Here is a 13,559-nt window from a genome sequence, read left to right on the forward strand (position 1 = left end):
TAATTTAGGCTTTTATTTGCTTTATTCAAATGATTTTAAGGTAAAACCAAAAGTTAGAAATCGGTCATCTTGCTCTTGATTAAGAATAACTAAACTTTCAAATGTATGTCGGTAGTTAATTTTGAAATTCAAATATTTCCATATAGGAAACTCTACCCCAATATCGCCTTGCCAGCGGTAATTTTTTTCTTGTTCTAAAGAAGGTTGTACGTAAATTTCATGGTTTACTATAATTTTGTCTTTAAAAACATGGTATTTGCCATTCATCCAAATTGTACCCCGAAATGTATTTATAGATTCGTTTCCGTTGAATGTATCATAATTAAATATGGCTTGGTCGTAATCTGTATTTTCATATTCACCCGAGATGGATAATTTAAGCCAATTTTTATTTTTATTCAAAACTTGAAAAGTTACTCCTGTTCCTATTAAATACCGCAGATTTATTTCGCGGCGATAATTCGTGCTCGCAAAACCCAAAACAAAAGGATAAATTTTTCGATTTGGGTTGAGGTATAAAAAGTTAAGACTTAAAATATCTTCGTCTGCTTTTTCTTTGTTGAATGCTTGATATACATACGAATTTTGGTTTTTGTATACCCAGTTTTTCCAAAGTTTGGCACTAAAATCTGATTTTGCTCTAAAAATTATAGTTTCTACATTTCCACCCTGATATAAACCCGTTAAAGAAAGACTAGCTTTTACATTTAAGGTGTCGCTTTCGTTAATTTGTGCCATTGCAAAATATGGAACTAAAAATAGAAATAGAAAGTGCAATTTCATATATTAATAAATAATTAGTTCTTCAATCTATTTTAAAAAGGCTTACAAATGTAGAAACCAAATTTAAAATACAAGGTGTTTTTAATAATCAATCCAAAACTTTCTATAAAAGACGCAAAGACTTCATCTTTAATCATTTTCTTTGCTTCAAAAATTAATGACATTATCTGCTTTAGTGCTTTTTTCGGCTATTTCTTTCCTGTTATACGGTTACCGATCCTTAACTACTGAAACTATGAAAAATGAATTTAAACGTTACGGTTTAACTCAGTTTAGAATATTGACAGGCAGTTTAGAAATAATAGGTGGGATGGGTTTACTTCTTGGTCTGTTGTATCTTCCGTTATTAATTATTTCTGCTGCTGGCCTAAGTTTATTAATGTTATTGGGCTTTGGTACCAGAATTTATATTAAAGATCCATTTTGGCAGTCGTTGCCATCTTTTATTTTTTTGCTAGTAAATACGTACATCCTTTTCTTAAGTATACAGAAATTATAAATTCTACGAATTCTTTATTAAAATTAAATCTAAATAAGCTTTATCTCCTTATATTTGCCATAAAATTTTAAATATGAAAAATACCTTATACTTATTGTTAGTTATAGTTGCCTTTTTTTCTTGTGAAAATGATAAAAAATCGACTAAGGATGCATCAACTTTAAAAGAAATAAATGTTTATACACATCGGCATTACGAATCTGATCAAGAATTATTTAAAGCTTTTGAAGAAGAATCAGGCATTAAAGTAAATGTAATTAATGCAAGTGCAGATGAGTTAATTCAAAAAATGGTTTTAGAAGGAGAACAATCTCCCGCTGATGTATTAATAACAGTTGATGCTGGTCGGTTGCATCGTGCTAAAGCAAAAAATTTGCTTCAACCCATCACAAATTCTAAAATCGATTCTATTGTTCCTTCACATTTAAAAGATAAAGAAAACTATTGGTTTGGTTTAACCAAAAGAGCAAGGGTAATTGTTTATGCAAAAGATAGAGTAGACCCTATGGAGCTTTCTTCTTACGAAAATTTGGTAGATGAAAAATGGAAAAATAAAATTGTGGTAAGAAGCTCTTCAAATATCTATAACCAATCTTTAATGGCTTCCATTATTGCAAATGATGGGGAAGATGCTGCAAAAATGTGGGCTGAAGCCTTAGTAAACAATATGGCTCGTAGTCCAAAAGGCAACGACCGAGACCAAGTAAAAGCAGTTGCAGGAGGAGAAGCCGATTTAGCCATTGTAAATACCTATTATATTGGAAAAATGTTAAATTCTAAAGATCAAGCTGAATTAGATGCTGCTCAATCAGTTGAAGTTTTTTTTCCCAATCAAGAAGACCGGGGCACACATATTAATGTAAGTGGAATAGGAGTTGCAAAATATGCACCTAATCAGGAAGCTGCGATTCAATTTATAACCTATTTGTTAAGCGAAAAATCACAAAAAATATTTGCTTCTTCTAATTATGAATATCCTGTAAATCCGAATGTAGAAAATGCTGAAGTATTAAAATCTTGGGGAAGTTTTAAAGAAGACCAGCTTAACCTGAGTAAGTTGGGAGAGCTTAATAAGAAAGCTGTAATATTGTTTGATGAAGCAGGCTGGAAGTAAGCATATTAATTCTTTATTAGAAAGCTTTTTTAAGTTAAAACGCGATATAAACAGGTGGTCTTTTGCCACCTTGTTTATTTTATTAATTATTGCTGTTCCTGTTTTTACAATCGGAATTAAACTCTTTGATGGCCCAGGACAAAGTTGGTTACATATTTCAGATTATTTGTTGCCCAGTTATTTAAAGAATTCATTTTACCTAGCCATTCTTTGTAGTATAATTACCATACTTTTTGGTGTAAGTTCTGCTTGGCTAGTTACACGTTACCATTTTCCATTTCGTAAAGCTTTAGAATGGTTACTTATTATTCCACTTGCCATACCTAGCTATATAGTAGCTTACGCTTATGCTGGCTTTTTTGATTATGGTGGTATATACGCAAGTTTTTTTGAAGTTTTTGAAATTGCCAACGCTAAACTCGATATTATGAATGTGTTTGGCTTGGCATTTGTCCTAAGCATTTCGCTCTTTCCATATGTGTATGTAAGCGCCAGAGCATTTTTTTTAAATCAAGCAATTAGTTTATTAGAAGCTTCCCGTTTATTGGGTGTTAGCGAGCGGAAATCTTTTGTTAAATTAATTATTCCTTTAGCTAGACCCGCTGTAGTTGCTGGTTTGGTCTTGGTGCTTATGGAAGTTTTAAACGATTATGGAGCTGCTAAATATTTTGGAGTAAACACTTTTACCACTGGTATTTTTCGTTCGTGGTTTTCGTTAGAAGAACCCGAAACTGCTATTTACTTATCAGCACTATTACTTATTTTAGTTTTTGGTTTAATTTTAATTGAAAAATGGCAACGCAGAAAAATTCAATATTCGTCTATAAAATCTGCTAATACAAAACCTAATAAAAAAATTATTTTACCAAAATGGCAACAGTTTCTTATTTGCTTTACAGTTTTAATTCCTGTGGTTTTAGGTTTTTTTGTTCCTGTTTGGCAATTGTTAATTTGGGCTTTTAAAACTTTTACACAAGTATTAAACCCATCCTTATTTTGGCTTTCTTTACAAAGTTTTGGAATTGCCTTTATCACTGCATTTTTTACTGTATTATTTGCCTTGGTTTTGCTCTATTTCTCGAAGTGGAATAAAATTACATTCATTAAAAATGCTTCTAAATTAGGCGTTTTGGGTTATGCAATACCTGGAGCGGTTGTAGCTATAGGAATTATGATGCCTACGTTGTTAATTGATAAATGGCTTATAAATCAAGGTTTGATTACACAATTTCTTATCAATGGTACTTTAATTGCCTTGGTTTATGCTTATGTGGTTCGTTTTTTAGCTGTGGCATATCAGCCACTCGAATCTTCTTCACTAAAAGTGAATAATTCTATACCCGATTCTTCAAAAATTTTGGGAATGGGAAACTTTAAAACCTTCTATAAAATTGAATTTCCATTAATTCGCGCAGGAATGCTAAGTGCGTTTATTTTAGTTTTTATCGATACTTTAAAAGAACTGCCTTTAACACTTATACTTAAACCTTATCATGTAAACACGTTGGCGGTTAAGGCATACGAGTTTGCAAGTGACGAGATGGTTATGCAAGCAGCAATTCCATCGTTATGCATTATATTAACAGCTTTAATCCCTGTAATTTTTCTGAATAAATTACTTTTGAAGAATGAATAAAATTCTAGAAATAAAAAATTTGTCTAAAAGTTTTGATGGCGGTAAGGCACAAGCAATAGATCAAGTAGATTTTTACGTAAATCAGGGCGATATTTGTGCAGTTGTTGGCGAGAGTGGAAGCGGAAAAACTACACTAATTCGTTTAATAGCAGGTTTAGAAAACCCAGATCAAGGCAAAATTATAATTAAAGGCAAAGAAGTTTCTTCCATTAAAAAAGTTTTGGTGCCAGAAAAACGAAACATAGGCATGGTGTTTCAGGAATATGCTTTATTTCCGCATTTAAATGTATTAGAAAACGTAATGTATGGTTTAGCAAAACGAAAGGACAAAAAGCAACGGGCGGAAGAAGTTTTAGCTTTAGTGGGTTTAAAAGAATATAAAGAGCGTTATGCTCACGAGTTATCTGGTGGCCAACAACAGCGCGTAGCTTTAGCTCGTGCTTTAGCTCCAGAACCTTCGTTGTTAATTTTAGATGAACCTTTTAGTAATTTAGACGCTATGATGCGTACACAACTGCGAAATGAAATTTTCAATATTATTAAAAAAACAGGAGTTACAGCTATTTTTGTTACCCACGACACACAAGACGCATTAGCAGTAGCCGACGAAATTTTAATACTTCAGAACGGGAAGTTGGTTCAAAAAGACGAAGCTTCAAAATTATACCATAAACCACAATCTATTTATGTAGCATCTTTGTTTGGTAATACCGTTCAATTAAATAAAGGTTTAAAAAATGCATTTCGATGTCCTTTAAAGGAAGATTGCTGCCATGCAATTCGCAATGAAAATATTAGCATTAATGTTTCAGACTGCGAGTTTGTTACTACCGCTAAAATTATTAAAAGAACTTTTTTAGGAACACATTCGCAGTTGCTTTTAAAACTCGATAATGGCGAAAATTTAAGTGTAGTTACCAACGAAGCTGTTTTGGGAGACGAGTTGAAAATAGGTTTTAACTCGAATGATATATTGGCTTTCGATGAATAAATTTTAGTTTCTTTTCCTACCTTTCCGCTTATAATTAAGCTTGTTATGAAATTTTATTTTAGTCTTTTGTTTTTGTTGTGTTTTGCTTTTCAATTGAATGCGCAACAAACTCAGGTTGATGCAGTCGATTTTTTAGAAGCAAATGCCTTTATAGAGTTGCTTCCCCAAGAAAAAAAAGTAAAAGGTGAAATTGAATATACATTTCAAATTTTAAAAGCAACGGATTCTGTTTTTTTAGATGCTAAAAATATGAAAGCTGAGTTAATTAATGCTTCATTTAAAAGAGCCAGTTTAAAAACTACACCAGCTTATTTCATTTTAAAAGGAAAATTTAAAGCAGATCAATCTTATTCAGTATCCATTTCTTTTGAAGCCGAACCCAAGCAAGCTTTATACTTTTTAGGTTTCGATTTTGCTAAGGAATATCACCAAATTTGGACACAAGGACAAGGGAAATATACTTCGCATTGGTTGCCTAGTATAGACGACATGAACGACAAAATTGTTTTTAATTTAACCATTAAAGCTCCAGATTACCTTAATCTGATTGCTAACGGAAAAAAAGTAAATGCAACGAGAAATGCTTCAACTAAAGTTTGGGAATACAAAATGCAAAAGCCTATGAGTAGTTATTTAGTAGCATTAGCTGCTGGTAATTACCATTATAAAAAAGAATTCACATCAACAGGAATTCCTATATATAATTATTATGAAATTACAGACTCTGTATTAGTTGAACCCACTTATCGACATACTAATTTTATTTTCAATTTTTTTGAAGAAGAAATTGGTATTGCTTATCCTTGGCAAAACTATAAGCAAGTACCAGTTCGCGATTTTTTATATTCAGGTATGGAAAATACCAGCTTAACCATTTTTTCGAATCAATTTATGGTCGATTCTCTCGGTTTTGAAGATTTTAATTATGTAAACGTAAATGCACACGAACTTTCGCACCAATGGTTTGGAAATTTAGTTACTGAAACCGAAGCTAAACACCATTGGTTGCACGAAGGTTTTGCAACTTATTATGCTTTATTAGCCGAAAAACAATTGTTTGGAGATGATTATTTTTATAATAAATTGTATAATTCAGCCGAACGTTTAAAAGCAGAAAGCGATAAAGGCAAAGGTGAAGCGGTTATGAATCCCAAAGCGAGTTCGCTTACTTTTTACCAAAAGGGAGCTTGGGCTTTACATGTTTTAAAAGAAAAAATAGGCGATACAGCTTTTCGGTTAGCTGTAAAAAATTACTTAAAAAAGTATGCTTTTCAAAATGTAAGTACCGATGATTTTTTAAATGAAATAGAAGCCGTTTCAATTATAGATATACAAACATTTAAGCGGAATTGGCTTTTGCAGACTGCTTTTCAAGCAGAAGAAGCTTTGGCAACTTTAAAAAAATCACCTTTTATACAAGAATTGCTTAGTATTATTGCTCTGCGAGAAGAGCCAATCGATGTAAAATTACCTATTTTTCAACGGAAAATAAATCAGTTATCCAATAGATATATTGTTGAAGAAATTGCTTTGCAACTCTCTGCCCACATAGAAAATTCTGATGCTGAAACTTTAGTGAAGCAACTCATTGACTCGGATTTTGTGTTAGCGCAACAAGCCTTAATAGCCGAAATACCAGCTATACCCCAAAAGTTTCAAAAAGAGTTTGAAACTTTATTAGTGCAAACCCAATCTTATACTTTGTTAGAAAACTTGTTGCTAAAAATGTGGCTTAGTTTTCCAGAAAAACGTTCAGATTACTTAGAAAACACAAAAGAAATTTACGGATTTAAAGATCAAAACATGGATTTGCTTTGGCGATTTTTAAGTATGGTTACACCAGAACATCGGCCAGAAATGGCAATGCAATATTTTAAAGAATTCAATCAATTTACTTCATCTAAATATAATTTTCAAATTAGAGAAAACAGTTTCAATTATTTGTATCAAGTAGATCGATTTAGCGATGAAGCTTATTTAAATTTAATCGATGCTTGTTTACATCAGCTTTGGACCTTTAGAAAATTTGCTCGAGAGTTGTTGAAGCAATTGTTGATATATGATGAACATAAAAATCAAATTGAGAGATTAAGTACTACGCTTTCGAATGAAAAACAAGAACTAATTGAAGAATTCATGCATCAATGAAAGTAATGCTTTTAAATTTGTTAAGTATTTTAGCAAGTATTTAGTAAAATAAAAAATAACCACAGGTTAAGTGAATTAAATTGAAACATATAATGATTGTAGAAAAAACTAATATAAAGGATTGTTTTTTAATTAAACCAAAGGTTTTTAAAGATGAACGCGGTTATTTTTTCGAGTCCTTTCATCAAGAAAAATTTGAAAAGCAAACCCACATAAAAACAAACTTTATACAAGATAATGAATCCATGTCAAATTATGGAGTAATTCGCGGTTTGCACGCACAACAAGGTAAATTTGCCCAAGCGAAATTGATACGAGTTGTGCAAGGTAAAGTACTCGATGTAATTGTAGATGCTAGAAAAGACTCACCTAGTTTTGGAGAAGTTTATTCATCTTTAATTAGTGCATACAATAAATATCAAATTTTTGTGCCTAAAGGTTGCTTGCACGGTTTTTCGGTATTGCAAGATGAAACAATTTTTACCTACAAATGTGATGAATTTTATCTCCCGAGTAGTGAAATAGGCGTTTATCCTTTAGATGAAGATTTAGCGATAGATTGGGGTCTGGCAAAAGGAGAAGCAAAATTATCTGATAAAGATGTAAAAAACCCAAAATGGAAAACATTTGTTAGTGGGATCTTTTAAGCTTGAAATCAAAATTATTTATCTCCACATTTGCCCAACTTCATTTTTTAAATAAGCTAAACCTGTATCGCTTGGGCATTCTTGGTCCATTAATTGAGTTAAAATTTCTTCCCTTAGTTTTTGAGCATTGGTTACGTGTTCTTTCATTCCAATTTGCCGAATTAAATTAATGGTAGCATTTTTTGAAGCTTTTATTATGCTCCAACACTTTTTGCTTACATAGATTTGTTGAGCCAAATTATGCTCAAATTCCTGTTCGATTGTTTTTATAAGTAATTCTTCATATTGGCGTTTATCTTCACTAAAAGGCTGAATACGAGGCAACAAATTCCCTGGAGAAATGCGTTCTAAAAAAAGGGCTAAACGTTCATAAGCTTGTAACCTAAGCGGTAACGCATCTTTTTTTAGTGTTGCATTAATTTCAAAGTGCTTTAATTGTTCAAAATGCTGCGTGTGTGTTTTAAAAAAATAATAAGCAATTGCAGCTACAACAATACTTGGCAAGACATAAGCAAAATAATCTAATACATTTTCCACGCTTATTTTCAATTTTAAATTAAAGATTTCAAATATACATACTATAATCTATTCTGTATAAAAACACTTTTTAGTTTATCAAGTTTACTCCATCATTTTTTGCTAATTTTGGAATTCTACCATAAAATTCAAAAAATTGCAAGAATATTTAGCTCAACTTAATGAAGCCCAAAGAGAAGCTGTTTTACAAAAAGACGGTCCGATGATTGTTATTGCGGGTGCAGGTTCAGGAAAAACCAGAGTACTAACCTTTAGAATAGCTTATTTAATGAGCCAAGGAGTAGACCCATTTAATATATTAGCTTTAACTTTTACCAATAAAGCAGCTAGAGAAATGAAATCCAGAATTGCTTCAATTGTAGGAAACAGCGAAGCTAAGAATTTATGGATGGGAACATTTCATTCGGTTTTTGCTAAAATTCTTCGTTTTGAAGCCGATAAATTAGGTTATCCTAGTAATTTCACAATTTACGATACGCAAGATTCCCAACGATTACTGCGTAATATTATTAAAGACCTACATTTGGATAAAGATGTATATAAATACAAACAAATACAATCGCGAATTTCTTCATTTAAAAATTCATTGATTACCGTTAAAGCTTACATGCGCGATCCTGACTTGCAAGAAGCCGATGCAATGGCAAAACGCCCCAGAATTGGCGAAATTTATAGGCAATATGTAGATCGCTGTTTTAAAGCGGGAGCCATGGATTTTGATGATTTATTATTAAGAACTAACGAATTATTAACACGTTTTCCTGATGTATTAGCTAAATACCAAAATCGATTCCGATATATTTTGGTAGATGAGTACCAAGACACCAACCATTCTCAATATTTAATAGTACGAGCTTTAAGCGATCGTTTTCAAAATATTTGTGTAGTAGGCGATGATGCACAGAGTATATATGCTTTTCGAGGAGCTAATATTAATAATATTCTTAATTTTCAGAACGATTATTCTGACGTAAAAAAGTTTCGTTTAGAGCAAAATTATCGTTCTACTAAGAATATTGTTGAAGCAGCAAATTCTATTATTGAAAAAAACAAAACGCGATTAGATAAAGTGGTCTGGACGGCTAACGATGATGGACCCAAAATTCATGTAAATCGACTAGTAAATGATGCAGAAGAAGGCAGATTTGTGGCGAGTTCTATTTTTGAAAACAGAATGCAGCAGGGTTTGAAAAACAGCGAATTTGCAATTCTTTATAGAACCAATGCGCAAAGTAGGGCAATAGAAGATGCACTTCGAAAAAAAGAAATTCCATATCGAATCTATGGAGGCCTTTCCTTTTATCAACGAAAAGAAATTAAAGACGTCCTTTCTTATCTTCGACTAATAATTAATCCAAAAGATGAAGAAGCTTTTGTTAGGGTTGTTAATTATCCAGCACGTGGAATAGGCCAAACTACTATGGACAAGTTAAATTTAGCTGCTAATCATTACAAACGTTCCCTTTTTGAAATTGTAGAGCATATCGATAAATTAAACTTAAGTATTAATAAAGGAACACAAATCAAACTAATTAATTTTGTAAACATGTTGAAAAGTTTTCAAATTTCAGCACAAAAACAAGATGCTTTTCAACTTGCCGAATTAGTAGTAAAAAAAACAGGACTTATACAAGAGTTTAAAAAAGATGGAACTCCAGAAGGTATTGCTCGATTAGAAAATATTGAAGAACTATTGAATGGAATTCAAGATTTTGTTGAAGGGCAAAAAGAACTAGCAGATGCCGATGGTTCTTTAGCAGAATTTTTAGAAGATGTAGCACTAGCTACAGATTTAGACAATGAAAAAGGAGACGACGATCGTGTTGCATTAATGACTATACATTTAGCTAAAGGATTAGAATTTCCTTTTGTATATATAGTAGGTTTAGAAGAAGATTTGTTTCCATCAGCAATGAGCATGAACACGCGTTCTGAATTAGAAGAAGAACGAAGATTGTTTTATGTAGCCTTAACTAGAGCTGAAAAACAAGCGTATTTAACTTATGTAATTTCTAGATACCGCTGGGGAAAATTAAATGATGCAGAACCTAGTCGATTTATTGAAGAAATTGATGATAAATTTCTAGATTTTATGATCCCAGAAGATAATTACCAATTTCGTTCATTCTTGAATCCTGATATTTTTGATGATGAAGACAAATCAAAGCTTAGAAAAGAAAAACCTAAAAAAGGGCATCCACCACCATCAAATATAGAAGCCAAAGCGGCAAGAAGATTACGCAAATTAAAACCTGATAATAACTTAGAAATTTCTAATCAAAAAGAAGTTATATCGCTGCAAGAAGGACAAAAAGTCGAGCACCAAAGATTTGGTAAAGGAACTGTAGTTGAATTATCTGGTGTGGGACAAAATAAAAAAGCAAGTATCAACTTTCAAATTGGAGGCGTAAAAAGTTTATTACTGAAGTTTGCAAAACTTAAAATACTCAATTAACAAATGATGATAACCATTAATAAATTGTTGGTTTTAATGTTTTCAATATTTAGTGTTACATTACTTACCTACACTTTTTTTATACCCAAAGAATCACAAATATATCGTTTAATTAATTATTACGATTTTGCTTTATGCTTATATTTTTTATACGATTTTTTAAAACAGTTAATTTCTGAAGAAAAAAAATGGCGCTACTTGTACACGGTTGGATGGCTAGATTTAATTTCATCAATTCCTGTGGTCGCAGAATTTAGAATATTGCGTTTTGTTCGTGTAGTTCGTGTAATTAAAATTATTCGATCTATTCGATCTCTAATTAACTTTATTTCTCAGAATAAAAAACAATCACTTTTTGGATTTATTGTTTTTTTAGTAGTAGTTTTAATTGTAGTTACATCAACAGCTGTGCTTTACTTTGAAAAAGATATTGGGAATATTAAAACCGCAGAAGATGCATTGTGGTGGACATTTATTACAATTACTACAGTTGGCTATGGAGATTTTTATCCTGTAACAGGTCTTGGGAAACTTTCAGCTTCTGTTTTAATAGCAACTGGTATAGGTTTCTTTGGGGCAATTATTTCATTTGTAACAGATAAAGTTAATAATATTAAGGCAAATAACTAATTTGAATTTTTAAGATAAATTGTTATGGCAGAATTACTAAAATTATATGAAGAAAATCCTTCAGAAAAAGTATTATTAAAAATTGCTAGAGTGCTTAAAAATGGGGGCTTAATAATTTATCCTACCGACACAGTTTACGGGTTGGGATGCGATATTAAAAATAACAATGCTCTCTCTAAAATAGCTAAAATTCGTGGTGTAAAACTAGAAAAGGCTAATTTCTCATTTATTTGTGAGGATTTGAGTAATCTTTCAGAATATGTAGCTCAAATAGATTCAAATACCTTTAAACTTTTAAAAAGAAATCTTCCAGGTCCTTATACATTTATATTGCCAGGCAATAATAATTTACCATCTGTTTTTAAAAAGAAAAAAACTGTGGGTATTCGTGTACCAGATAATGTAATTCCAAGAGAAATTGTAAGATATTTAGGAAATCCAATAGTTTCAACTTCCATTAAAGATGAAGACGATTTACTTGAATATACTACCGACCCAGAGTTAATTGCAGAGAAATGGGATAAATTAGTAGATTTAGTTATTGATGGTGGTTTTGGTGGTAATGTTGCATCAACTGTTATCGATCTTACTGCACCACAACCCACTTTAATTCGTGAAGGGAAAGGTAATATTGAAATTTAATCAAAAAAAAGCCTTAGTAAATTTTATAACTAAGGCTTTTTTGTGGTATTGTTAAGAATTGCCAAGCATTACTGGCATAACTAACATAGTTACTTGTTCACCTTCTTCCAAACCGTCAACCGGAGTTAAGATTCCAGCTCTGTTAGGTAGACTCATTTCTAATTGAACTGTAGATGCATTAAGATTTGCTAACATCTCTAATAAAAAACGTGAATTAAAACCTATTTCCATATCATCGCCTTGGTAATCGCAGGTAAGTCTTTCTTCAGCTTTACTTGAGTAATCAATATCTTCTGCAGAAATTTTCAATTCAGCACCAGCAATTTTCATTCTTATTTGGTGAGTAGTTTTGTTTGAGAAAATAGAAACCCGCTTAACTGAATTTAGGAATTGTTGCCTATCAATTATTAATTTGTTAGGATTTTCTTTAGGTATAACAGCTTCATAATTTGGATATTTACCATCTATTAACCTACATGTTAATACAAAATCATTAAAAGTAAATTTTGCATTAGAATCGTTATATTCAATTAATACATCAGATTCATCTCCTGATAAAGTGTTTTTAAGAAGATTAAGCGGTTTCTTAGGCATAATAAAATCTGCTGCATCGTCTATTTTAATATCATCTCTAGAATATTTAACAAGCTTATGAGCATCAGTACCAACAAATTTTAAACCTTCAGCGGTAAATTGAAAAAATATGCCGTTCATAACAGGCCTTAAATCATCATTGCCCGTAGCAAATAAGGTCTTGTTAATTGCAGTAGCCAAGACGTCTGCTGTTATAACAGTTTTAGATGCATCTTGTAACTCTATAGGATTAGGAAAATCTTCTGCATTTGCATAAGCTAAAGAATATTTACCTTGATCTGAACTGATTTCAACAACAGAATTCTCTAATACTAAAAAAGTTAATGGTTGCTCAGGAAAAGTTTTCAAAGTGTCTAAAAGCAGCTTCGCAGGAACGGCTATTTCACCCTGATTTTCAGATTCAACATTTATCACAGCAGACATTGTTGTTTCTAAATCTGAAGCAGAAATATCCAATTGATTGTTATCCAATTTAAAAAGGAAAAAATCAAGGATTTGCATTGTATTGTTATTGTTAATAATACCACCAAGCGTTTGGAGTTTTTTCAACATTTCTGTGCTCGAAACAATAAATTTCATAGACTTATTTATCAATATTAATAATTATTTTTCACTATCTAGATAATTTGCTAAATTAGTGATTATTTGTTTATTTATTACAAATTAGAATTAAAAAAGTGAATATTCAGGTTGTATACAATTCGTCAGACCCAATAAAATTCTTTTAATAAATACATTTCGTTAAATATAATAATGATAAACAGTTCTTTAAATCATTTTTAATTTTCGTTATATTTTTTTGTTTATTATTTAAAAAAAGGTTGTATTTTTGCGCCCCGCAAGTTCAGATTTATTTTATTGATTTTGGGATATAATTTCGGCA

At 31.3% G+C, this 13,559-nt stretch carries 12 protein-coding genes; 9 read left to right on the top strand and 3 right to left on the bottom strand.

What is annotated here, in order from left to right:
* Positions 1 to 21: 21 nt before the first annotated feature.
* Entirely contained in the window at positions 22 to 738 is a 717-nt protein-coding gene (locus tag IEV63_RS02505; protein ID WP_229737156.1) for a DUF481 domain-containing protein, read from the bottom strand.
* A gap of 202 nt (positions 739 to 940) precedes the next feature.
* Between IEV63_RS02505 and IEV63_RS02510 the strand changes: the two genes are divergently transcribed.
* From IEV63_RS02510 to rfbC, 6 genes are all read left to right on the top strand, one after another.
* Complete coding sequence (locus IEV63_RS02510) at positions 941 to 1,282, top strand: DoxX family protein (RefSeq protein ID WP_188405176.1); 342 nt, start codon at positions 941 to 943, stop codon at positions 1,280 to 1,282.
* A 73-nt stretch (positions 1,283 to 1,355) separates the two neighbouring features.
* Positions 1,356 to 2,396 (top strand): Fe(3+) ABC transporter substrate-binding protein, encoded by a 1,041-nt coding sequence (locus tag IEV63_RS02515; RefSeq protein ID WP_188405177.1) that lies wholly within the window; start codon positions 1,356 to 1,358, stop codon positions 2,394 to 2,396.
* Positions 2,377 to 4,032 (top strand): ABC transporter permease, encoded by a 1,656-nt coding sequence (locus IEV63_RS02520; RefSeq protein ID WP_188405178.1) that lies wholly within the window; start codon positions 2,377 to 2,379, stop codon positions 4,030 to 4,032. Before IEV63_RS02515 ends, IEV63_RS02520 begins: the two co-directional genes overlap by 20 nt.
* Positions 4,025 to 5,023 (top strand): ABC transporter ATP-binding protein, encoded by a 999-nt coding sequence (locus IEV63_RS02525; protein ID WP_188405179.1) that lies wholly within the window; start codon positions 4,025 to 4,027, stop codon positions 5,021 to 5,023. The genes IEV63_RS02520 and IEV63_RS02525 overlap by 8 nt, the downstream gene beginning before the upstream one ends.
* Positions 5,024 to 5,068: 45 nt before the next feature.
* Positions 5,069 to 7,171: a M1 family metallopeptidase gene (locus IEV63_RS02530; protein WP_188405180.1), complete on the top strand. Its 2,103-nt coding sequence runs from the start codon at positions 5,069 to 5,071 to the stop codon at positions 7,169 to 7,171.
* A gap of 92 nt (positions 7,172 to 7,263) precedes the next feature.
* Positions 7,264 to 7,818 (top strand): dTDP-4-dehydrorhamnose 3,5-epimerase, encoded by a 555-nt coding sequence (gene rfbC / locus IEV63_RS02535; RefSeq protein ID WP_188405181.1) that lies wholly within the window; start codon positions 7,264 to 7,266, stop codon positions 7,816 to 7,818.
* Positions 7,819 to 7,836: 18 nt separating this feature from the next.
* Here the strand turns inward: rfbC and IEV63_RS02540 are convergent, their stop codons facing one another.
* Complete coding sequence (locus tag IEV63_RS02540; RefSeq protein WP_308419922.1) at positions 7,837 to 8,355, bottom strand: DUF7935 family protein; 519 nt, start codon at positions 8,353 to 8,355, stop codon at positions 7,837 to 7,839.
* 136 nt (positions 8,356 to 8,491) lie between these two features.
* On the opposite strand from IEV63_RS02540, the gene IEV63_RS02545 reads away from it, so the two are divergent.
* From IEV63_RS02545 to IEV63_RS02555, 3 genes are read left to right on the top strand one after another with little or no spacing between them, the layout of a single operon-like run.
* Positions 8,492 to 10,810: an ATP-dependent helicase gene (locus tag IEV63_RS02545; RefSeq protein ID WP_188405182.1), complete on the top strand. Its 2,319-nt coding sequence runs from the start codon at positions 8,492 to 8,494 to the stop codon at positions 10,808 to 10,810.
* A gap of 3 nt (positions 10,811 to 10,813) precedes the next feature.
* Positions 10,814 to 11,440, top strand: coding sequence for a potassium channel family protein (locus tag IEV63_RS02550; RefSeq protein ID WP_229737157.1), 627 nt, complete (start codon positions 10,814 to 10,816; stop codon positions 11,438 to 11,440).
* 24 nt (positions 11,441 to 11,464) lie between these two features.
* Positions 11,465 to 12,082, top strand: a complete 618-nt coding sequence (locus IEV63_RS02555) for an L-threonylcarbamoyladenylate synthase (RefSeq protein WP_188405183.1) — start codon at positions 11,465 to 11,467, stop codon at positions 12,080 to 12,082.
* Positions 12,083 to 12,133: 51 nt separating this feature from the next.
* Here the strand turns inward: IEV63_RS02555 and dnaN are convergent, their stop codons facing one another.
* Entirely contained in the window at positions 12,134 to 13,255 is a 1,122-nt protein-coding gene (dnaN, locus tag IEV63_RS02560; RefSeq protein WP_188405184.1) for a DNA polymerase III subunit beta, read from the bottom strand.
* Between the last annotated feature and the right edge of the window lie 304 nt (positions 13,256 to 13,559).

Source organism: Psychroflexus salis (assembly GCF_014640175.1).
In the GTDB taxonomy this organism is placed as follows: Bacteria; Bacteroidota; Bacteroidia; order Flavobacteriales; family Flavobacteriaceae; genus Psychroflexus; species Psychroflexus salis.

Coding starts and splice junctions, on each gene's coding strand:
- IEV63_RS02555 (WP_188405183.1), top strand. CDS start 11,465: ATGGCAGAATTACTAAAATTATATGAAGAAAATCCTTCAGAAAAAGTA.
- IEV63_RS02510 (WP_188405176.1), top strand. CDS start 941: ATGACATTATCTGCTTTAGTGCTTTTTTCGGCTATTTCTTTCCTGTTA.
- IEV63_RS02525 (WP_188405179.1), top strand. CDS start 4,025: ATGAATAAAATTCTAGAAATAAAAAATTTGTCTAAAAGTTTTGATGGC.
- IEV63_RS02515 (WP_188405177.1), top strand. CDS start 1,356: ATGAAAAATACCTTATACTTATTGTTAGTTATAGTTGCCTTTTTTTCT.
- IEV63_RS02505 (WP_229737156.1), bottom strand. CDS start 738: ATGGCACAAATTAACGAAAGCGACACCTTAAATGTAAAAGCTAGTCTT.
- IEV63_RS02520 (WP_188405178.1), top strand. CDS start 2,377: ATGAAGCAGGCTGGAAGTAAGCATATTAATTCTTTATTAGAAAGCTTT.
- IEV63_RS02550 (WP_229737157.1), top strand. CDS start 10,814: ATGATGATAACCATTAATAAATTGTTGGTTTTAATGTTTTCAATATTT.
- dnaN (WP_188405184.1), bottom strand. CDS start 13,255: ATGAAATTTATTGTTTCGAGCACAGAAATGTTGAAAAAACTCCAAACG.
- IEV63_RS02530 (WP_188405180.1), top strand. CDS start 5,069: ATGAAATTTTATTTTAGTCTTTTGTTTTTGTTGTGTTTTGCTTTTCAA.
- rfbC (WP_188405181.1), top strand. CDS start 7,264: ATGATTGTAGAAAAAACTAATATAAAGGATTGTTTTTTAATTAAACCA.